Source organism: Roseomonas gilardii subsp. gilardii (assembly GCF_023078375.1).
In the GTDB taxonomy this organism is placed as follows: domain Bacteria; phylum Pseudomonadota; class Alphaproteobacteria; order Acetobacterales; family Acetobacteraceae; genus Roseomonas; species Roseomonas gilardii.
Genome location: NZ_CP095555.1, coordinates 291,895 through 312,237, shown reverse-complemented (window position 1 = coordinate 312,237; position 20,343 = coordinate 291,895). Strand labels below are relative to the sequence as shown.

19 protein-coding genes are annotated in these 20,343 nt (G+C 70.5%); 11 read left to right on the top strand and 8 right to left on the bottom strand.

What is annotated here, in order from left to right; translation table 11 throughout:
* Positions 1-11: 11 nt before the first annotated feature.
* From MVG78_RS20975 to MVG78_RS20960, 4 genes are all read right to left on the bottom strand, one after another.
* Positions 12-1,352, bottom strand: a complete 1,341-nt coding sequence (locus MVG78_RS20975) for an aminotransferase class I/II-fold pyridoxal phosphate-dependent enzyme (RefSeq protein ID WP_247560722.1) — start codon at positions 1,350-1,352, stop codon at positions 12-14.
* On the bottom strand, positions 1,255-1,716 hold the full coding sequence (locus MVG78_RS20970) for a DMT family transporter (protein ID WP_247560720.1): 462 nt from the start codon (positions 1,714-1,716) through the stop codon (positions 1,255-1,257). Before MVG78_RS20970 ends, MVG78_RS20975 begins: the two co-directional genes overlap by 98 nt.
* Positions 1,716-2,066 carry a hypothetical protein gene (locus MVG78_RS20965; protein WP_247560718.1) on the bottom strand — a complete coding sequence of 117 codons (351 nt, stop codon included), beginning with the start codon at positions 2,064-2,066 and terminating at the stop codon, positions 1,716-1,718. Before MVG78_RS20965 ends, MVG78_RS20970 begins: the two co-directional genes overlap by 1 nt.
* 94 nt (positions 2,067-2,160) lie before the next feature.
* Positions 2,161-3,504, bottom strand: coding sequence for an aspartate aminotransferase family protein (locus MVG78_RS20960; protein ID WP_247560716.1), 1,344 nt, complete (start codon positions 3,502-3,504; stop codon positions 2,161-2,163).
* A 409-nt stretch (positions 3,505-3,913) separates the two neighbouring features.
* Between MVG78_RS20960 and MVG78_RS20955 the strand changes: the two genes are divergently transcribed.
* From MVG78_RS20955 to MVG78_RS20915, 9 genes are all read left to right on the top strand, one after another.
* Positions 3,914-4,624, top strand: coding sequence for an MtnX-like HAD-IB family phosphatase (locus MVG78_RS20955; RefSeq protein ID WP_247560714.1), 711 nt, complete (start codon positions 3,914-3,916; stop codon positions 4,622-4,624).
* Positions 4,617-5,669 (top strand): arginase family protein, encoded by a 1,053-nt coding sequence (locus MVG78_RS20950; RefSeq protein WP_247560713.1) that lies wholly within the window; start codon positions 4,617-4,619, stop codon positions 5,667-5,669. Before MVG78_RS20955 ends, MVG78_RS20950 begins: the two co-directional genes overlap by 8 nt.
* Positions 5,666-6,544 (top strand): alpha/beta hydrolase, encoded by an 879-nt coding sequence (locus tag MVG78_RS20945; protein ID WP_247560711.1) that lies wholly within the window; start codon positions 5,666-5,668, stop codon positions 6,542-6,544. Before MVG78_RS20950 ends, MVG78_RS20945 begins: the two co-directional genes overlap by 4 nt.
* Entirely contained in the window at positions 6,534-7,745 is a 1,212-nt protein-coding gene (locus MVG78_RS20940; RefSeq protein WP_247560709.1) for a GNAT family N-acetyltransferase, read from the top strand. Before MVG78_RS20945 ends, MVG78_RS20940 begins: the two co-directional genes overlap by 11 nt.
* 788 nt (positions 7,746-8,533) lie before the next feature.
* Positions 8,534-9,421, top strand: a complete 888-nt coding sequence (locus MVG78_RS22155; protein WP_428480840.1) for a sensor histidine kinase — start codon at positions 8,534-8,536, stop codon at positions 9,419-9,421.
* Positions 9,325-9,591, top strand: a complete 267-nt coding sequence (locus tag MVG78_RS20930; RefSeq protein WP_247560706.1) for an ATP-binding protein — start codon at positions 9,325-9,327, stop codon at positions 9,589-9,591. Before MVG78_RS22155 ends, MVG78_RS20930 begins: the two co-directional genes overlap by 97 nt.
* On the top strand, positions 9,566-10,966 hold the full coding sequence (locus MVG78_RS20925; RefSeq protein ID WP_247560704.1) for a sigma-54-dependent transcriptional regulator: 1,401 nt from the start codon (positions 9,566-9,568) through the stop codon (positions 10,964-10,966). The genes MVG78_RS20930 and MVG78_RS20925 overlap by 26 nt, the downstream gene beginning before the upstream one ends.
* 174 nt (positions 10,967-11,140) lie before the next feature.
* Positions 11,141-12,220, top strand: coding sequence for a hypothetical protein (locus tag MVG78_RS20920; protein ID WP_247560702.1), 1,080 nt, complete (start codon positions 11,141-11,143; stop codon positions 12,218-12,220).
* The gene (locus MVG78_RS20915; protein WP_247560701.1) at positions 12,214-12,831 is read left to right on the top strand and encodes a hypothetical protein; all 618 of its coding nucleotides are present in this window, start codon (positions 12,214-12,216) and stop codon (positions 12,829-12,831) included. The genes MVG78_RS20920 and MVG78_RS20915 overlap by 7 nt, the downstream gene beginning before the upstream one ends.
* 7 nt (positions 12,832-12,838) lie before the next feature.
* Here MVG78_RS20915 and MVG78_RS20910 read toward each other — a convergent pair whose 3' ends face one another.
* The 3 genes from MVG78_RS20910 to MVG78_RS20900 form a co-directional block, all read right to left on the bottom strand.
* Positions 12,839-14,074 carry a Zn-dependent hydrolase gene (locus MVG78_RS20910; protein WP_247560700.1) on the bottom strand — a complete coding sequence of 412 codons (1,236 nt, stop codon included), beginning with the start codon at positions 14,072-14,074 and terminating at the stop codon, positions 12,839-12,841.
* Positions 14,071-15,237 carry a M20 aminoacylase family protein gene (locus tag MVG78_RS20905; protein WP_247560699.1) on the bottom strand — a complete coding sequence of 389 codons (1,167 nt, stop codon included), beginning with the start codon at positions 15,235-15,237 and terminating at the stop codon, positions 14,071-14,073. The genes MVG78_RS20910 and MVG78_RS20905 overlap by 4 nt, the downstream gene beginning before the upstream one ends.
* 86 nt (positions 15,238-15,323) lie before the next feature.
* Positions 15,324-16,349 carry a pyridoxal-phosphate dependent enzyme gene (locus MVG78_RS20900; RefSeq protein WP_247560698.1) on the bottom strand — a complete coding sequence of 342 codons (1,026 nt, stop codon included), beginning with the start codon at positions 16,347-16,349 and terminating at the stop codon, positions 15,324-15,326.
* 114 nt (positions 16,350-16,463) lie between these two features.
* Here MVG78_RS20900 and MVG78_RS20895 point away from each other — a divergent pair, with 114 nt between their 5' ends.
* Positions 16,464-17,021, top strand: coding sequence for an Lrp/AsnC family transcriptional regulator (locus MVG78_RS20895; RefSeq protein WP_247560697.1), 558 nt, complete (start codon positions 16,464-16,466; stop codon positions 17,019-17,021).
* Here MVG78_RS20895 and MVG78_RS20890 read toward each other — a convergent pair.
* Positions 16,963-17,358: a (R)-mandelonitrile lyase gene (locus MVG78_RS20890; protein WP_247560696.1), complete on the bottom strand. Its 396-nt coding sequence runs from the start codon at positions 17,356-17,358 to the stop codon at positions 16,963-16,965. The genes MVG78_RS20895 and MVG78_RS20890 overlap by 59 nt on opposite strands.
* A gap of 318 nt (positions 17,359-17,676) precedes the next feature.
* Between MVG78_RS20890 and acnA the strand changes: the two genes are divergently transcribed.
* A complete protein-coding gene (gene acnA / locus MVG78_RS20885) occupies positions 17,677-20,331 on the top strand; it encodes an aconitate hydratase AcnA (protein WP_247560695.1) in 2,655 nt (884 codons plus the stop codon).
* Positions 20,332-20,343: the final 12 nt, after the last annotated feature.

Here is a 20,343-nt window from a genome sequence, read left to right as displayed (position 1 = left end):
CGGCGGCCCCGTCACGGATGGCCTGCGCCATCCCGTAGCACCTCGCCCAGTACGGAGAGAATCCGCTCCCGCTCGCCGGGGCGCAGGAAGAGGCTGTTGCCGATGCTGAGGCTGCGCGCCGCGAAGTCGCGCGCCTGCGGGCAGGGGCGGTCCGGGACGATGCCGCCGAGATAGGCGTAGTCCGGCAGGGCGCGCGCGAAGAGGCGGCTGACCCCCAGCCCCTCCCGCCAGAGCCGGGCCAGCGCGGCCTCGGCATCCCGGGCACGGTCGAACACCAGCACCAGGACGGGCCAGGTGCCCTGCTCCCCCGCGCGGTCCCGCAGCACCCGCAGGCCGGGGCACGAGGCCAGCCGGGCGGCGAAGTCCTGCCCTTGCCGCCGGGTCGCCGCCAGGAAGGCCGGCAGCCGTTCCAGGGCGCGGCGCCCCACCGCCCGGCGCCAGGAGCCGACACGGTGCAGCGGCACCTCGGTCGGAAAGCGGTCGCCGAGCGCGGCCTCGATGTCGCCGGCGCCCAGGGAGCGGCGCAGGCCCCGGCCATAGGCCATGGTCAGGCCCAGCGGATGGTAGAGCAGCCCGTAGCCCAGCAGTTCCAGGCCGCGCCGGGCCTCCATCCACCGGTCGGGGCGCAGCATGGCGGTGGCGCTGTCCCGCAGCCCCTGGCGCAGCGCCGGATCGCGGCTGACCAGCACGCCGCCCTCATAGAGCGTCAGACCCTTGCCGACCGCCAGGCTGAAGAAGCCGATATGCCCCCTCAGTCCGACCGGCAGGCCCCCTGCCCTTGCCCCGAGCGCCTGAGCGGCATCCTCGATCACCCAGGCGCCACATCCCTCTGCCAGGGCCAGCACCGCGTCCAGAGCGGCCACCCGGCCGGCGAGATGGGTGGGCAGCACCGCCAGCAGGTTCCCGTCGCAGAGCGGCGCCAGGCTGGCGGGGTCCAGCTCCGCCGTACCGGGGAGCGTGTCGCAGGGGCAGACCTCCAGCCCCAGCGCATGAATGGCGATGGCCACCAGCGGGCAGGTGAAGCCCGGCACCACCACGCGCCGCCGCGGGCTGAGCGCCATCAGCGTCCGCAACGCCACCATCAGCGCCGCCGTGCCGGAGCAGGTGAGCAGCGTCTCCTCCACGCCGAGGAAATCCGCCAGCGCCACCTCCATCTCCTTCGCGTCGCCGCCCGGGCGCAGGTCGCGCCAGAGCAGCGGCAGGCCGGCGGTCGGCGGCAGTTCCCGCCAGCGGGGGAGCCGGGGGTGGGGAGAGTCATCCCGGCAAGGTGCCGGGAAGCGGCGCCCCGGCCGGTATCCCGCCCCGCTGCGGCACAGGCGTGGCGGCAGCCGGCGCTTCGGCCCCGGGCTCATCCGTCTCGCTCAGGGCCAGGCAGACGATCCCGGCCAGGATCGCCGCGCCGCCGAGGAGCTGCGCCCAGCCCAGGTGCTCGCCGAACAGCGGCACGGCGAGCACCATCACCAGCAGCACCTCCAGATGCGAGGCGGCGAAGGCGGGGCCGATCGGCGCGTGCCGCAGCAGGGCCATCCAGGTGAAGAAGGCGCCGAGATAGCCGCACAGCGCGACATAGACCCAGGGCTGCGCCAGGACCCGGCCCAGCCAGGCGAGGTCGGCCGTCACCGGCAGCGCGCCGTTGGCGGCGTACTTGAAGCTGATCTGCGCCAGGGCGTCGAAGGAGAGCAGCAGCAGGAAGCCCAGCAGGTAGAAACGCCGCATCAGCCGATCCCCACCACGGCCACCCCGAAGGCGACGAGCAGGATGCCCGCCACCCGCAGCCGGGTCAGTGCCTCACCGAACAGGAAACGGCCGGCGATCATGATGGCGATGATGTTCACCGAACCCAGCAGCACGCCGTCCGAGAGCGGCACGAGGGACAGGAAGGCGAGCCAGACCACGAACTCGGCCACGTAGCAGCCGAGGCCGAGCCATAGCCAGGGCCGCGCCGCCATCGCCCGCCAGCGCGCCATGCCCTCGCCGCCGGTGCGGGCGGCCGCCTTGAAGGCAAGCTGCCCGCCCGTGTCGAGCAGGATGTTGAGCATCCAGAAGGTGAGGACCACCGGGGACATGGGGAAACTCCGTGCCGGCCACGTGCCGCGCCATGCCACGGGCGGCGGGGCGCTGCCGCCCCGCCGCCCGTGGCGTCAGAAACCAGGCCGTTGTTCAGGCCACCAGCATCTCGCGCAGCGTGGCCTCGGCGGCCTCCAGCGTGCGGTCCACATCCTCCTCCGTATGGGCGAAGGAGACGAAGAGATTCTCGTAGGCGCCAGGGTGGAACAGCACGCCGCGCTCCAGCATCCCTTCCCACCAGTGGCGGAAGGCACCGTGGTCGGCATGCCGGGCCGCGTCGCGGTAGTTGCGGATAGGCTCGCGCGAGAACCAGAGCTGGAAGACCGGGCCGAGGCCGACGACATGGGCCGGGGCGCGCAGGTCGTGCACGAGGCGCTGCAACCCTTCCCGCAGCCGGTCGGAGACGCGGTAGAGGCGCTCGTACATGCCGGGCTGGGCCAGCTCGTCCAGCGCCGCATTCGCCGCCGCCACGGCGATGGCATTGGCGTTGTAGGTGCCGGCGATGGAGACCCGCCCCTCGGCCACCAGCGCCATGATGTCGCGCCGCCCGCCCATGGCCGCCACGGGGAAGCCGCCGCCGAGCCCCTTGGCGAAGACCGACAGGTCCGGCGTGATGCCATAATGCCCCTGGGCACCGGCGAGGCCGATGCGGAAGCCGGTGATGACCTCGTCGAAGATCAGCAGCACGCCATGCTTGCGCGTCAGGTCGCGCATCGCCTCCAGATAGCCCGGCTCAGGCAGGATGCAGCCCGTGTTGCACATCACCGGCTCGGTCAGCACGGCGGCGATGTCGTCGCCCTCACGCTCCAGCACCTCCCGCAGCGCCCGGATGTCGTTCCAGGGGAGGATGATCAGGGACTGGTCGATGCCCGCCGGCATGCCGGGGCCCTGCGGCACCGGGCGCGGCGCGGCGTCGGGGCCGGCGCGGCCCAGATCCGGGTGCTTGCTCCAGTAAACGCCGTCGGAGAAGCCATGATACATGCCCTCGAAGCGCACCACCTTGCGCCGGCCGGTGAAGGCGCGGGCGAGGCGCACGGTGTAGAGCACCGCCTCGGTCCCGGTGTTGCAGAGGCGGACCTGCTCCACGCTCGGGATGGCGGCGATGATCTTGCGGGCGAGGTCGGTCTCCTCCGCCGCGGGCAAGGCGAAGACCGTGCCACGCTCCTGGATGCAGTCCACCACCGCCTGGGTCACGCGCGGCGGCCGGTGGCCGAGCAGCATCGGGCCGAGGCCGAGCAGGTAGTCGATATACTCGTTGCCATCGACATCGGTCAGGCGCGCGCCGGTGCCGTGCGAGATGAAGAGCGGATAGGGGTCCCAGCCCGACCAGGTGGCGCGGGCGGTGCTGTTGACGCCCCCGGGGATCACTTCGCTGGCCTTGGCGAACAGGGTGGCGCTGGTCCGGCTGCGTTCCGGGTTCTGGTAGCGGAGGGTCATGATGCCTCGTGTCTCGACGAATACCGATCTGCCGCGCCTCCGGGGTCGCCGGGCCACCGGGGGGCACGGGACCGGCAGGCCGGTGGCGGGAGGCATTGCAGGCGCCGTTCCAACCGGGCGGGTGAGCGACAGGCAATCGGACCACGCGGGGGCAATGGACTGATTAGGCTTGCTTTTGCCGATGAAGGGGGTGCCGCCCCGGATCGGATGATCACCAGATCCGGAGGCTGTCGGCCCCGGCATTCCGGGGGAAGCTACAAAATTTGTAGCTTCCAGCCGGGGCGATCCGGTTCCCCATCCCCTGGATTCCGCAGGTGGGAGGCCGCTTTTCCCTCTCCTGACCCGCCGCGGGCCCGGTGGCACGCGCCTTGCGCTGGCGATCACATCCGCCCTTGATGAGGCCAGCACGGTGTCCGCAGAGTTCCAGGTCCATATCGATTTCGACGGCACGATCTCCCTTCAGGATACGACCGATCTCCTGCTGGAACGCTTCGCTGAACCGGCTTGGCTGGATGTCGAGGCCGAATGGCTGCGCGGCGCGATCGGCTCACGCGAATGCCTGCGGCGGCAGGTGGAGCTGCTGCGCCTGACGCCGGAGGCGATGGAAGGCTTCATCGCCTCGTTGCGGATCGATCCCGGCGTGCCGGACTTCGTGGCCTTCTGCCGGGCGCGGGGCCTGCCGGTGACAGTGCTGTCCGACGGGCTGGACCATGTGGTGTCCGGCGTGCTGCGCCGGGCGGGGCTGGGCGACCTGCCGGTGCTGGCCAACCGGCTGGAGCAGGCGGGGGCGGATCGCTGGGTGCTGCGCTTTCCCCATGCCCGCGCGGAATGCCGGGCCGCGTCCGGTCACTGCAAATGTGCCCGCTTCACCGCCCCGGCAGTCCGGCCGGGGCTGCTGATCGGCGACGGGCGCTCCGATTTCTGTGCCGCGGGCGAGGCGGAGTTTGTCTTCGCCAAGAGCCGCCTGATCGCCCATTGCGAGGCCGAGGGCATCGCGCACCAGCCCTTCCGCGACTTCGCCGAGCTGCTTCCCCGCTTCCTCGCCTGGCTGGATGGCCGGTCGCACCGCCCCCATGCCCCGGAGCAGCCGCAGGGCTGGCGGGAACGCAGCCTTGCCTGACACCCTGCCGATGCGGCCCGGCCGGGCCTGCCCTGGAAGGGGAGACGGAACGGCGCCCCCGCCCGTCCTGGTGCTGGATCTGGACGCCGCCCTGACGAGCCAGCCCTGTCTGGCCGGGTTGCTGCGGGAGGGGCGTGCCATCCATATCGAGGCGCGCGACCTGGCACCCCGGCTGCGCATCGTCGCCGCCCGCGCGCCGCTGGCCCGGTTGCGGGAAAGGCTGCATGCATTGGCGGGGACGGAGAACGTCCCCGGCACCATTGCCTTCTACGGTTCCGGCGACTTCCACCATCTGGCCACGCTCTTCCTCGCCCGGCTGCGGGAGGAGGTGACGCTGCTGCATTTCGACAACCACCCGGACTGGGTGCGCTTCCCGGCCACGGTGAATTGCGGCGCCTGGGTCAACCGGGCGCTGGAACTGCCGCAGGTGGCACGGGTCGTGACCATCGGCCCTGCGGGAGACGATCTGGTCCGGCCGCAATGGAAGGGCGCCAATCTCCGCGCCTTGCGTGAGGGGCGGCTGGAGGTGCATGCCTGGCGCGGCCGGGAAAGCCGCTACCGGGGCCGCCCTTTCGAGGCGCCGGGCTGCCGCGCCGGCCATGGCCGCATTGCCTGGGATTCCCTGGCCGATGCCTCCTGGGAGGGGTTCCTGGACGCGCTGGATGCACGGCTGCCCGGCCGCCCTCTCTGGGTCTCGCTGGACAAGGACGTGCTCGGCCCTGGAGAGGCGCTGAGCAACTGGGAGCAAGGTGGCATGACGTTGTCGGCGATCCTGCAGGCGGTGGAGCGGCTTGGCCATCGGCGCGGCATCCTGGGGATCGATATCTGCGGCGATTATTCGCCGCCGCGCTTTCGCGACCCCTTCCGCTGGCTGCTTTCCGCCACGGACCGCGCGGCCGTGCCGAGACCCTCGGAGGCCGCGCTCGCCGTCAACGACCGCAGCAACCGGCGCATCCTGGAGGCCTTCGGCGCCCTGCCCGGAACGGCCCCTCCCTTTTCCTTCCCTTCCGAACGGCATTCCGCCGCCCGAGACCACGCCGCATGATCGTCGATCGCAGTTGCTTCCTTCAGGGCCGGACCAGGACCGGCGTGCTGCTGATCCACGGGCTGGGCGGCACCCCGGCCGAGATGGCGCATCTCGGCCGGAGCCTCTACGGCACCGGCGCTCATGTGCTCTGCTGCCAGCTCGCGGGCCATTGCGGCACCGAGGAGCAGTTGGCCGCGACCGGCTGGCGCGACTGGTATGACAGCGCCGAGGCCGCGCTGGCCCGGCTGCGCGAGAATTGCGACACAGTGATCGTCGGCGGCCTGTCCATGGGGGCCGTGCTGGCGGCCCGGCTGGCACGGGAGGAGCCGGAGCGCGTCCAGGGGCTGGTCCTGCTGGCCCCGACCCTGCGTTATGATGGCTGGGCGATCCCGCGCTACAGCTTCCTGCTGCGGGGGCTGGTGCATCTGCCCTTCGGCCGCCGCTACCGCTTCCGGGAGCAGGAGCCCTTCGGCATCAAGGACCCACGCATCCGCCGCTGGGTCCAGAAATCCCTGAGCACGCCGGGCAACCTCGATGCCGGGCTGGAGGCGACGCCGGCCCTGGCGATCCGGGAAATGTGGAGGCTGATCGCGGATATGCGCGGCACCCTGCCCGATATCCGCCAGGACACGCTGCTGATCCATGCGCGCGAGGACGATGTGGCGAGCCTGCGCAACGCCTTCCACTTCCAGCGCCATCTCGGCGGCCGGGTGGAGGCGCTGGTGCTGGAGGACAGCTACCACATCATCACGGTGGACCGGCAGCGCCAGGTCGTGAACCGGCGGGTGGCCGATTTCGTCCGGCAGATGGGGGAGCGGGAATCCGCCCCGCTTCCCGTGGCGCCGGAGGTGGCCGCCGACAATGACGTGGCCGGGCTGCTCGATGCTGTCTGAGGGAGGCCTGCCGCCCGGCCCGGAAGGCGGCGGCCGCGAGCCGGGCACCGGGCTGCGGGCCGGAATCCTGCCCGGCATCCATGCCCTGCCGCGTGAGTCCTGGGAGGCCTGCCTGCCCGGCGAGGCCGAGGACTGGGCCTATCATGCCGCCTGCGAGGCCGGGGCGATGCTGGAGTTGCGAACCGGCGCCGCGGCGGTCCAGGATGGGCATGGGCTGGTCGCGGCCGTGCCGCTGTTCCGCATGTCCTACCGCCTCGACACCCCTTTGCAGGAGGGGTCCGGGCGGCTGGGGCGCGGCCTGTCCCGGCTGCTTCGCCCGGTGGCGGAGATGCGGCTGCTCGCGGTCGGCTCCCCCTTCACCGAGCGCTGCCACCTCGCCCTGCGGCCCGGCCTGACGGCGGAACGGCAGGCCGCCGCGCTGCGGGCCCTGCTCGGGGTGCTGGAGGTGGAGGCGCGGGCGGCACGAGCCTCCTTGCTCGCCTTCAAGGACCTCGACAGCCGCGATGCCGCACGGCTCGCGCCGGTGCTGGAGCCAGCAGGCTTCCAGCGCATCCCCAGCCTGCCGGTCGCCGTGCTGGATCTGGAAGCGGGTGGGATGGAGGCCTATCTCGCTTCCCTGTCCGCCGGAACGCGCAAGGACCTGCGGCGGAAGCTGCGCGGCGCCGGGGCGGTGCGCATCGAGCACAGGGAGCATCCGGGCGACTGTGCCGCGGCGATCGAGGGGCTCTACGAAGCCACCCGCCGGCAGAGCGGCGTGCATTACGGCCCCTTCGAGGAATTGCCGCGGGACTATTTCCGCTCCATCGCCGAGGCCCTGCCCGGCCGGGTGCGTTTCGTGCTCTACTGGGTGGGCCAGGAGCTGGCGGCCTTCAACCTGCTGCTGCTGGAGCGCGGCCGCGTCATCGACAAGTTCCTGGGCATGGCCTACCCTCTGGCGCGGCAGCACAATCTCTATGCCGTGAGCTGGGTGGAGAATGTCCGCTTCGCCCTGGAAACGGGGCGCCGCCTGTTGCAATCCGGCCAGACCGCCTATGCCTCCAAATTGCGTTTCGGAAGCCGTCTGGAGCCCTCCGCCATCTTCGTCCGGCATCGCAATCCCGTGCTGAACCGAGGGCTGCGTCTCGCCGCACCCTGGCTGGCCTTCGATCGCTGGGACCCCGACCTGCGCGATCCCGGCCGGTATTCCACGGGCCGGGGATGATGCCGGGACCGTGCGGAGATCTGCGGGCGTGATGCTGTCTGCCTGGAAAAGGAGGAATCCAGGAGCTGGCTTCTGGCCGCGCCCATGGGACCGGTTCCGGGATGCGGTTTTCCCGAAGGCCGGGCTGCGCTGGCAGTTGACCTTCGCCTTCATGCTGGTCAGCGTGATCCCCGTGCTGCTGGCGAGCTATGTCGCGGCGGAGATGATCTCCACGCGCTTCGAGCGCAGTCATGAGCGCTGGCTGAATGATGCCGCGCGGCTGATCGCGCGGCAGCTTCTGGAGGCGGAGGAGGAGGCGCGGCTGGCCACCGCCATCTTCGCCAACAGCCTGACCCATGCGCCGACGCTGGAAGGCATGCTGGCCAGTTTCTCCGCCGATCTGCTGGTCTCCACCGGCTATGACCTGGTCGCCCTCTATGATCCGGAAGGCCATGTGGTGATGAGCCAGGGCCTGTCCGGCGATGCCGGCTGGCTGCCCCGGCAGGACGAGGCCGGCTTCTACATGACCATGGCCGGCGGCACGCCCGTGCTGCTGCTCGGTGCCGCCCACCGGCTGCTGTTCCAGGGGCGGCCCTATATCGCCTTCGTGGCAGACAAGGTGAACGACCGGCTGATCGCCGCCGCGCAGACCATCTCCTCGCTGCAGGTCAGCTATTTCGGCGCCACGGGCAGCCCGGCGCTGAGCTTCTCGAAGCACGAGGGCCAACCCGGCTTCGCGGTGCCGCCCCAGGTCCTCGCCCGGCTGCGGGCCGGAGAGCAGAGCGTTTCCGCCCTGGCCCTGCCGGAGGATGCCATGGCCACCGGCTTCGCGGCGCTGCGCGACCGCCAGGGGGCGCTGGTGGGGATCATCGCCACCCGCCTGGTCAGCAACACGCCGGTCCTGTCGCATCTGGGGCAGCTTGCAGCTCTTCGTCACCCTGTCGCTTTGTGCCGGGCTGCTTTCCTTCGCGGTGGGGCTCGTCGTGTCCGCCCGCATCTCGCGTCCGGTCCGCGACCTCACCGCCGGGCTGCGGCAGGTGGCGAGCGGCAACTATGCGGCCAGGGTCCGGGAAAGCGGGGTCGGCGAGCTGGCGGAGCTGGCGGGAGGCTTCAACGCCATGACGGAACAGCTGGAGCGGTTGCGGAGCATGGAGGCGGAGATGCGGCGGCGGGAGACGCTGGCCACGCTCGGCGAGGCGGCCACCACCATCGCGCACGAGATCCGCAACCCCCTGGGCATCATCAAGACCTCCAGCCAGGTCATCAGGAGCCGCGACGAGCTTTCGCCGGGGACCGGTCGGCTGCTGGATTTCGTGCTGGATGAGGTGAAGCGCATCGATCATCTCGTGCAGGACCTGATCGACTATGCGCGCCCGCGTGCCCTCCGCCTGCAGGTGCTGGACCTGGCGGAAGACGTGATCGCCGGGGTGGCCGATTTCGCCGAGCCGGAGCTGAGTCGCCGGGGCATCACCTGCGTGACCCTGAAGCCCGCCGCCCCGGTCCGGATCGTCGGCGATGCCGAATTGCTGCATCAGGCTTTCCTGAACGTGCTGATCAATGCCATGGAGGCGATGCCGGAAGGGGGGAGATCACCATCCGGGTGTCGCGGGAGGCCTCGGCCGTGCTGGCCAGCGTGGAGGATACGGGCAAGGGCATCGCCCCGGGGATCATGGAGCGGCTCTTCGACCCCTTCGTGACCAGCAAGCTGCATGGCACCGGCCTGGGCCTGGCCCGGGTGCGTGCCGTGGTGGAAAGGCATGGCGGCCGCATCGAGGCCGGGAACCGGATCGAGGGCGGGGCCCGCTTCGTCTTCCACTTCCCTTTCGCCGAGGAGAAGGGCGATGGCCTCCTCCATCCTGATCGTTGACGACGAGGCGAGGCTCGCGGAGGTGCTGGCCGTCGGGCTGGAGGGGCGCGGCTTCGAGACGGCCTTTGTCTGCTCCGCCGAGGCGGCCATCGGGCATATGGCCACGCAGCGCGTGGACCTCGTGCTGACGGATCTGCGGATGCCAGGGCTTTCCGGGCAGGAATTGCTGCGGCGTCTGAGGACCGAGCATCCCCTCCTGCCCGTCGTGGTGATGACGGCCTATGCCAGCGTGCGCGACGCGGTGGAGCTGGTGAAGGAAGGCGCCTTCGACTACGTCGCCAAGCCCTTCGACCTCGACGAGGTGGTGACCACCATCCAGCGCGCCCTGCATGTGCAGCAGGTGGAGAGCGAGAACCAGCGCCTGCGGCAGGAGCTGGAGGGGCGCTATGACTTCTCCAACCTGGTCGGCCACAGCCCGGTCTTCCAGCAGGCGCTGCAACAGATCGCCGAGGTCTGCGGAAGCCGCGCCACGGTGCTGCTGCAGGGACCGAGCGGCACGGGCAAGGAGCTTTTCGCCCGCGCCGTCCACTACAACAGCGACCGGCGCAAGCGCGGCTTCGTCGCGGTGAACTGTGCGGCGATCCCCGAGACGCTGCTGGAAAGCGAGTTGTTCGGGCATGTGAAAGGCGCCTTCACCGGGGCCATCGCCAATCGCGACGGCCGCTTCACCATGGCGCATCAGGGCACCCTGTTCCTGGACGAGATCGGCGACATGCCGCTCGCCATCCAGGCGAAGCTGCTGCGCGCGATCCAGGAGCAGTGCTTCGAACCGGTCGGCAGCGCGCGGACGGTCAAGGTGGATGTGCGCATCGTCGCCGCAACGCATCGGGACCTGCGGCGCGCGGTGGAAGCTGGCCAGTTCCGCGAGGACCTGTTTTACCGCCTGAATGTCTTCCCCATCCATGTGCCACCCCTGAACCAGAGGACCGGCGACGTGCCGCTGCTCGCGCAGCGTTTCCTGCAACAGCACGCCGCCTCGATGGGCAAGCGCATTGCCGGCTTCAGCCCGGCGGCGCTGGCAGCCATGGAAAGCTATGACTGGCCCGGCAATGTGCGGGAGCTGCAGAACTGCGTGGAGCGGGCGGTGATCGTGGCACGCGGGGAGATCATCGATCTGCCGGACCTGCCGCGCTATCTCTTCGAGGCCCGGGTGCCGCCTGCCACCGCCACGCGGCTGCCAGGGGATCTCGATGCCGAGCTGTTCCGGCTGGAGCGGGAGATGGTGCTGGAGGCGCTGCGGCAATCGGGGGGCGTGCAGGCACGCGCGGCCGAGCGGCTGGGCATCAGCGAGCGCAGCTTCTGGCACCGCATGAAGAAGCTGGAGATCCGGATCGACCGTCATCTCCGGGACGACCGGGCGGAGTCCGGGGGTTAGGCCCGGCGGTTCGAGGTCGGCATCCCTCCTTGATCCACATGGCGCGAACTGGCACCGAGGGGCCCAGGACTGGAAACGCCGGAAGGCGGGACGGCGGCGTATGGCATGGGCAGCAGGGGGGCTTACCCCCTGGTCCCCTTCCGACGCGGCCGGCAGAGGAGGTAGCCACGGAAGATGATGGCCACGATCCCCGCCGAGCTCGGTAGCCTGAAGCCGGCGGAGGAGCGTTTCCTCTCGCAGACCGGCAGTGGCAATTACCACCAGTGCGGGGACGGCAGATGTCCGATGGCCGGGGATGACACCAGGGCCATCCGTGCCGTCTTCCTGCGCCTGCTGCTGCTCAGGGCGCCCGGCATGCCGCCATTGCACGAGAAGGGTCTGAGGCTGCGTGGCGCCTGGATCACCGGGGCCCTTGATCTGGAGAGCTGCGGCATCGCTTCCAGCCTCGCCCTGGCCGACTGCCGTTTCGAATCCGCGTTGATCCTGCGGCTGGCCACCATCAACAGCCTGGTCCTCGATGGCTCCGTCCTTCCCGGCCTTCAGGCACGGGGGCTGGTGGCCCGTGGCGGCATCTATCTGCGCGCCACCCGGATCGACGGGGCGATCGACATGCTGGGCGCGCAACTGGGTGGCGAGTTCGCGCTGGATGGTTCCACCGTCTCTCAGCCCGGCGGCCTGGCTTTCGATGGCGCTTTCGTCACCACCCGGGGCGATCTGGCCCTGCGCGGCACGCAATTCCGGGGCGGCGTGAAGGTCGCCGGGGCCCAGCTCGGCGGGGATCTGGCGCTGACCGGGGCCACGATCGAGCATGTGGGCGAAACAGCCCTTTCGGCCGAGAACACGCGGGTCGGGGGCGACGTGGCCCTGCGCTCCGCCCGCATCCTGGGCGAAACGAACTTCATCGGGGCGCGGATCACCGGAGATGTCCAGCTCGAAGGCGGCACCTTCGAGGCTCCCGAGGCGATTGCCTTCACCCTGAACCGGGCCGTGGTGGATGGGGCGCTGTTCCTGCGGCACGGAACCCAGATGCGCGGCGCGCTCAGCCTGAACGGCACCCAGGTCGGAACGATCATGGACGAGCCCGCGAGCTGGCCCAAGCCGGGCGACCTGCTGATGAACCGTTTCCTTTACGGCGGTTTCATCGGCGGGCCGGTGGATGCGCAAAGCCGGCTCGACTGGCTGGCCCGCCAGAATCCCGCCCGCTGGGGGAGGATTTCTGGCCGCAGCCCTATGCGCAGCTCAGCGCCGTGCTGAACGAGATGGGCCACAAGGAGGAAGCCCGCACCGTCCTGTACGAGAAGGAGCGCCTGCAACGCCGCGCGCGCCGCGCCCGTGCCAAGTGGCCCTCGACCCGTGCCGGGCTGGCCATCATGGACACGCTTCTCTGGTTCACCGTCGGCTACGGGCTGCAACCCCTGATGGCCTTCGTCTGGCTGCTTCTGTTCTGGCTGGCCGGGGCGGGATTGCTGGCCATGATCCAGATGGAAGGGGAGATGCGGCCCAATGTCGCCGTGTTCCTGCGCTCGCCGGAATGGGTACTGTGCGGTGAGCCTGTGGGGCGGCAGGTGACGCTGGTTTCGCTGGGTCAGGAGCGGGACGGTCTCGCCGCCCCGCGGCAATCCCAGCTGGACTGTTTCCTGGCACAGCCCGAGGCCTCGTCCTTCCCGAAATTCAACAAATGGATGTACTCGCTGGAAGCGCTGATTCCGGGCCTGGAAGCGGGGCAGCGCAACTACTGGTCGCCCGATACACGCTACAGCCTCGGCTATGTCGGGAAGCTCTTCGAGTATGTCCAGATGATCGTGGGCTTCGGCCTGGGCCTCCTGGCATTCGCGGGCTTCACAGGGATCGTGAAGTCCCAGTAGGTTCCTGTCACCCGATGCCCGAGAGCTTGCGGACGACCCCCAGCAGCACGTTCGCACCGGCGATCAGGTCGTCTGCGGGGGTGTGCTCCCGCGGGTTGTGGCTGATGCCGCCGGCGCTGGGCACGAAGATCATCGCGGCGGGGCAGATGCGGGCCATCATCTGCGCATCGTGCCCGGCGCCCGAGGTCATCCGCCGGGAGCGCAGCCCATGCCTGGCCGCCACTTCCTCGACGGCCGCCACGATGGCAGGGTCGAAGGTGACGGGCGCGAAGCGGGCCAGACGCTCGACGGAAATCCCGACCCCCTCGGCCCGCGCCAGCTCATCCAGGTAGCCTGCGAGGGCTTCCTCTTCCGCCAGCAGCCTCTCCTCGTCCGGATCGCGCAGGTCGACGGTGAAGGAGGCCCGGGAGGGGATGACGTTGATCGCGTTCGGCTCGAAGGCCATGCAGCCCACCGTCGCGACCGTGGGCGCGTTGGCGCGGGACACCCGGTCCCGCAGGAAGGTCACGACCCGGGCGGCCGCCTGGCCCGCGTCACGGCGCATGGACATCGGCGTGGTGCCCGCATGGTTGGCCTCCCCCTCGATCACCACCCGCTGCCAGGAAATGCCCTGCAGGTTCTCGACCGCGCCGACCGGAACGCCTTCACGCTCCAGCACGGGCCCCTGCTCGATATGGAGCTCCAGATAGGCGTGGGGACGAAGGAAGCCGGGCTCCTGCGGTCCGGCATAGCCGATGCGGGCCAGTTCCTCGCCCAGCACCGTGCCATCCGTGCCGATGGTGGCGAGGGCCTCCTCCACACCGAGGCCGCCCGCATAGACCAGGGAGCCCATCATGTCGGGCGCGTATCGCACGCCTTCCTCGTTGGTGAAGGCCGCGACCGCGATGGGCCGCCGGGGCGACAGGCCGGCCTCCCTGAGCGTCCGGACCACCTCCAGCCCGGCCAGCACACCGTAGCAGCCGTCATAGATCCCGGCGTCGATCACCGTATCGATATGAGAACCCAGCATCAGCGGCGCCGCGCCCTCATCCCCGGCCTGCCAGAGGCCGAACAGGTTCCCGATACGGTCCACCATGACCTCCAGGCCCGCCTCACGCATCCACCGGGTCACGGCATCGCGCCCGGCCCGGTCGGCATCCGAGGCGGCGAGGCGGGTGCGTTTCCCGTCAGTGCTCCTCCCGAGATCGCCCAGGGCCTGGAGGTGCCCAAGCAGGCGTTCGGCGTCGATGCGGAGGTCGGTCATGACTGGGAATCCCGGAGCGGCAGGCGGTCCCGCACGATCTGGACGAAGAAGTTCGTGCCGTGCGGCAGGGCGTCGTCGTTGAAGTCGAATTCGGGGTTATGGAGAGGCTTCGAGCTTTCCCCATTGCCGATGAAGGCGAAGCAGCCCGGGGCGTGCCGGAGGAGGCGGGCAAAGTCCTCGGAACCGGTGTGGGGTTCCTCCGCCTCGCCGACATTCCCGGCCCCGAGCACCGTCCGGGCCGCGGCCAGGGCGGCCGCCGTGGCGGCGGGATCGTTGATCGTGGGCACGAACTCGCGCGTATAGGTCACGTCGCAGACCAAGTCGTAGCCGGCGGCGGTTCCGGCGGCAATGCGGCGCATCTCCGTCTCGATCATGGCGCTGACCTCTGGACGGAAGCTCCTCGCATCGCCCAGGATGCGGGCCTTGCCGGGCAGGGCGTTGCGGGTGCCGTCCGTCAGCAACTCGGTGACCGAGACCACGGCCGTGTCGGTCGGTGCCACGCGGCGGGAGACGATAGTCTGGAGGTTCATGACCAGGGCGCAGGCAGCCACCAGGACCTCGCGCCCGCCCTGGGGCCGTGAGGCGTGGCCACCCAGGCCACGCAGGACGATCTCGAAATTGTCCTCGGCCGACATGACCGGCCCGGCCCGGGTGCGGAATTCGCCCACCGGCAGGCCCGGCATGTTGTGGAGGCCATAGATCTCCTCGAACGGAAAGCGCTCCACGAGGCCGTCGTCCAGCATGGCGAGCGCCCCTTTCCCCCACTCCTCGGCGGGCTGGAAGATGAAGCGGACGGTGCCGTCGAAGCCGCCCTCGGCGGCGAGGACCCTTGCCGCGCCGAGCAGCATGGTGGTGTGCCCGTCATGCCCGCAGGCATGCATCACACCCGGCACCCGCGAGCGGTGGGGCCGGCTGCCCTGCTCCGGAATGCGGAGCGCGTCCATATCGGCCCGCAGCGCGATGGAACGGTTGCCGCCGCCGCGTGTCAGCGTCGCCACCACGCCGGTGCCACCGACGCCTTCGGCAACCTCGGTGAAGCCAAAGGAGCGCAGCCGCTCCGCCACCAGGCGGCTGGTCCGGTGCTCCTCGAAGCCGAACTCCGGATGAGCGTGGAAGTCCCGGCGCCATTCGCGCAACCCGGCCCAGAATGCCTCGTCCCTCATCGCCGTTCCTTTCCTCCGCGCCGATCGGCGGCTTGCTACGGCCCTGCGCGAGCGGCGCGCTCATGACAGGCAATGGCCCGGCGCGGTCAGCCCACGCCTTCGACCTCCGCCTCGGTGATCAGGATCAGGATGCGGGCATCGGCGCTCAATGCCATCGGTCCGCCATTGGCCGTCATGGCGCCCGCCAGGCCCGCGCCGCCGGATGGTGTCGTGCGCGGGCCGCCGCAGGATTGAAGAAGGGCGGGCGCTTCATCCAGCGTGCTTTCCGGCACGGTGACCGCCCGAACCTTGTGGCGACGCAGCACCTTCAGAGCGGGGGCGCTGGCCTCGCCACAGGACAACATCCCCGCAGTGGTCTCCAGCTCGCCCTCCACGCGGACGGTGCGCCCGGCGGCGAGGGCCGCCGCCACGGCGGGCGCCGTCTCTGGCTCCACCACGATGATGGCGCCCGGTGCGGCGATCCAGCCGCCCAGCCCTTCCGCCATGGCGGCCGCCAGACCGCCCACGCCGGCCTGCACGAAGAGATGCGTGGGCCGCTCGTGACCGGCCGCCTCGACCTGTTCACGGATCTCGGCCGCCATGACGCCGTAGCCTGCCATCACATCCCGCACCACGGGGTCATCCGGATCGTCGGTCGTGTCCGCGACCAGGATGCCTGCCCCGGAGCGCGCTGCCTGGGCCGCGGCATCCACGGCGTCATCGTAAGTGCCGTCCACCCACACGATATCGGCACCCTGCGCTTCGATGCGGCGCGCGCGGGACTGCGGGACGCCGGCGTGCAGATACACACGGGCGTGGGCGCCGGCGAAGCGCGCCGCCGCCGCGACGGCCAGGCCATGGTTGCCGTCGCTCGCGCAGATCAGGGCGGGCTGCCCCGCCGGACGGGACGCGATCAGATCGGCAACCTCCGTCCCCGCAGCCCGCGCCAGCGCGCGGAGCCCGGCATAGGTGCCTCCGAGCGACTTGAAGCTGCCCAGCATCCGGCGCCCTTCATCCTTGGCCAGGACCTGTTTCACCCCCAGGCGCGCCGCGAGGCGCGGCAGGTCGAGCAGCGGTGTGGCCGCGTAGTCTGGCGAGAGGCGGCACAGTCCGGTGGCGATATCGGCGGCCATGGGCCGGGTTTCCGCAGGGGTGTCCATGGGGGCAGCCTATCCGCCCATGAGTGACGATTGGCGGCGAAATCAGGGTGGCCTATGACGGAATCCGTCGATAGCCGGACATTGCCGATGGAAAACGCCGATCTGGACCGGTTCGATCGCGCCCTGCTGGAACGGCTCCGGGTGAACAACCAGACCCCCGCCCGAATCCTGGCCGAGCAGGTGGGCCTTTCCGAAAGCGCCGTGCTGCGGCGCCTCCGGAACCTGAGGAAGACCGGGGTCATCATCGCCGATGTTTCCGTGGTCCACCCTGCGGTGCTCGGGACGCCCCTGACGATCCATGTCCTGGTTTCGCTGGAACGGGAGGGGACCAGGGAGCTGGATGCCTTCGAGCGGAAGCTGCGGACCCGGAGCGAGGTCCAGGGCGCCTGGTACGTCACGGGCGAAGCCGACTTCGTGCTGCTGCTGCGGGTCGGCAGCATGGAAGCCTATGAGCGCTTCACGCGCGAGGTGTTCCACGACGACCCGAATGTCAGAGCCTTCCGCACCATCATCACCCTGCGCGAGGTCGCGGATTCCGTCCGCCACATCCCTGATCGGCGGCGGGCGGATCGCCCGGTGGTCAGCCTCAGCGGCGGTATTGCTCGTCGGTCACCTGTTCCAGCCAGTCCACGGGGGAGCCGTTGAGCTTTTCCTGAATGGCGATGTGACTCATGGCCGTGGCCGCCGTGGCGCCATGCCAGTGCTTCTCGCCGGGCGGAAACCAGACCACGTCGCCGGGTCGGATCTCCTCCACCGGGCCGCCCTCGCGCTGCACCCATCCGCAGCCCGCGGTGACGATCAGCGTCTGGCCGAGCGGATGCGTATGCCACGCCGTGCGGGCGCCCGGTTCGAAGGTCACCAGGGCACCGGCGACCCGGGCCGGATCGGGCGGGCTGAACAGCGGATCGATGCGGACAGTGCCGGTGAACCAATCGGCCGGCCCCTTGCCGGAAGGCTGCGTCCCCGCGCGCGTGATGTCCATCTTCTCACTCCTGCTCCCAGGCTCCGGACCAACCCATGATGGTCCGAAAGCCATCCTTCCCGGGGAGCAGCCGCTGGGGGAAGGCGGGGGGAGTGCACAAAATCGGCATGGTCTTCATCGGGCGATCTCTCGGACGGCAGGCCGCCTCGCCTGACGGCCCACTTCCCGTTTCCGGGCGGGCTCAGGTGGTGTTCCACGGGCAGGCAACGGGGCGGGCAATCAGTTCTATATGAGTATATTATGCAAAATTCCCTTGCGGTTTGATATTTTGATATGATACACGACCTCCGCTCGCTAAGAGGTCATGGAACGTTTCCGATGCCGACCGCCATTCGCCCTTCCTGGTTCACGCTCCAGGGCTCCTTCGGCGAGCGCCGAGCCATCGACCTGCCAGGTGCGGCAGGCGGCCGGGAGGTCCTCATGCGCCTCCCCTGGTGCCACCGCATCCTGCTGGAAAACGTGCTGCGCCAGCCCGAGCCGGACACCAGGGAGGCCGGCCGGCACGCCCTGCTGGCCTGGCTCGCCACCGGCCGGTCCGAGGCCGAGATCCCCTTCGCGCCGCTCCGCATCCTGATGCACGACACCACCTGCGGCCCGGCCCTGGTCGATATCGCCGCGATGCGTGACACGCTGGCGGAAGCGGGGGGCGATCCGGCGCTGCTGAATCCCGCCGTGCCGGTCGCGACCTCGACGGACCATTCCCTGCCGGTGGACGTCTCCGCGCGCCCGGACGCGCTGGGCGTGAACATGGCCAATGAGATGGTCCGCAATGCCGAGCGCTACCGCTTCATGAAATGGGCGGCCGCCAGCGTCAGCGGCTTCCGCGTGTTCCCGCCCGGCACCGGCATCATGCACACGATCAACCTGGAGCGCCTGGCCACGGTGGTGGCTACCGAGCGGCGGGATGGCGTGCTCTGGGCCGTACCGGACACGCTGGTGGGCACGGACAGCCACACGCCGATGATCAACGGCATTGGCGTCCTGGGCTGGGGCGTCGGCGGCATCGAGGCCGAAGGGGTGATGTTCGGCGTGCCCGTCTCGCTCCGGGTGCCGGAGGTGTACGGCGTGCGCCTGACCGGAAGGCTGCCCGAGGGCAGCTTCGCCACCGACCTTGCCCTGGCCGTGACGCAGCTTCTGCGCAAGGCGGGCGTCGCCGGCGAGTTCGTGGAGTTCTTCGGGCCGGGCATCGGAACCCTCACGGCCAGCCAGCGCGCCGTGGTGTCGAACATGGCCCCCGAATACGGCGCCACCACGGGCATGTTCCCGATCGACGGGCACACGCTCGACTACCTGCGCTCGACCGGCCGCGACGCGGCCCAGGCCGAACTGGTGGAAGCTTATGCCAGGGCGCAGGGGCTCTGGTACGACCCGGCGAACGAGCCCCGCTACACCCATGTGCTGGACCTTGACCTGTCGGCACTGCGCCCCTCGGTCGCCGGGCCGCGCCGGCCGCAGGACCGGCTGGACCCGTCCCGGGTGGCGGCTGCGCTGACCGAAGCCGGGACCTCTCCGGACGGCGCTCCCGTGGCGGGCATGCCGGCCGATGCGGTGGCGATCGCCGCCATCACCTCCTGCACCAACACCTCCGATTTCGGCCTGCTCGTCGCGGCCGGGCTGGTGGCGCGCCGGGCGCGGGCGCTGGGGCTGCGCGTGCCCGGCTGGGTCAAGACCTCGCTCACCCCCGGTTCGCCGGCCGCCGAGCGGCGGCTGCGCAGGGCCGGGCTGCTGGGCGACCTGGAGGCCATGGGCTTCGGCATCGCCGGCTACGGCTGTGCCACCTGCATCGGCAATTCCGGGCCGCTGCTGCCGGCAGTGGCGGAGGCCGTCGAGACACGGGGGCTGAAGCCCGTTGCCGTGCTGTCGGGCAACCGCAATTTCCCGGGGCGCGTGCATCCGCAGATCGAATCCGCCCTGCTGGCATCGCCGCCGCTGGTGGTGGCCTATGCCATCGCCGGCCGGGCCGGGTTCGACATCACCCGGGACCCTCTGGGCACCGATGCGGGGGGGCGCCCGGTGCATCTGAGCGACCTCTGGCCACGCTCGGCCGAGATCGAGGCGGGGGTGGCCGCCGGGACCGACCCGACCGATATCGCCCTCGCCGGAGAGGCGGCCGACCGCTCCCCCGTCTGGGCGGCACTGCAGGCACCGACGACGCCGCGCTTTCCCTGGAACCCGGCCTCGACCTACCTCCGGCCGCCGCCCTTCGTGAATTTTGGCCCGGAGGTCCAGGAGTCAGGCCGGATGCGGGCGCATCCGCTGCTGGTCCTGGGCGACGACATCACCACCGACCACATCTCTCCGGCCGGTGCCATTCCCATGCGCAGCGACGCCGCCGGATGGCTGGTCGAGCGCGGCGAGGACCCGCGCGACCTCAATGTCTATGCCTCCCGCCGGGGCAATTGGGAGGTCATGCTGCGGGGCCTCTTCACCAACAGGACGGTGACCAACTTCCTGGGCGCCGGCCACAAAGCCGGGCTCACGGTCTTCGCGCCGACGGGCGAGGTGCTGCCGGCCTGGCAGGCCGCCATGCGCTATGCCGAGGCCGGGTTGCCGGTGGTGATCCTGGCGGGCGAGCGCTACGGCACCGGCTCCTCCCGTGACTGGGCCGCCAAGGGGGCGCAGTTGCTGGGCGCGCGCGCCGTGCTGGCCAACAGCTTCGAACGCATCCACCGCGCCAACCTCGTCGGCATGGGCGTGCTGCCGCTGGCGCTGCCGGCAAGCTGGAAGCCGGAGGCACTGGCCCTGCAACCCGGCGACACCATCGAGATCGCCTGGAACCCCGGCGCCCTCGTGCCTCGTGCGCCAGTGCCGGTGGTGCTGCGACGTGCCGGTGGCGAGGAGATCTCCACGACGGCCACGGCCCTGCTGGAAACGGCGCGCGAGGTCCGGCTGGTGCAGGCGGGCGGCATGATCCCGCTGATCCTGCGCCAGGCCCTGGCCCGCAGCCGCGAGGCACATCCCGCCATCGCCTGAACAACCGCCGGC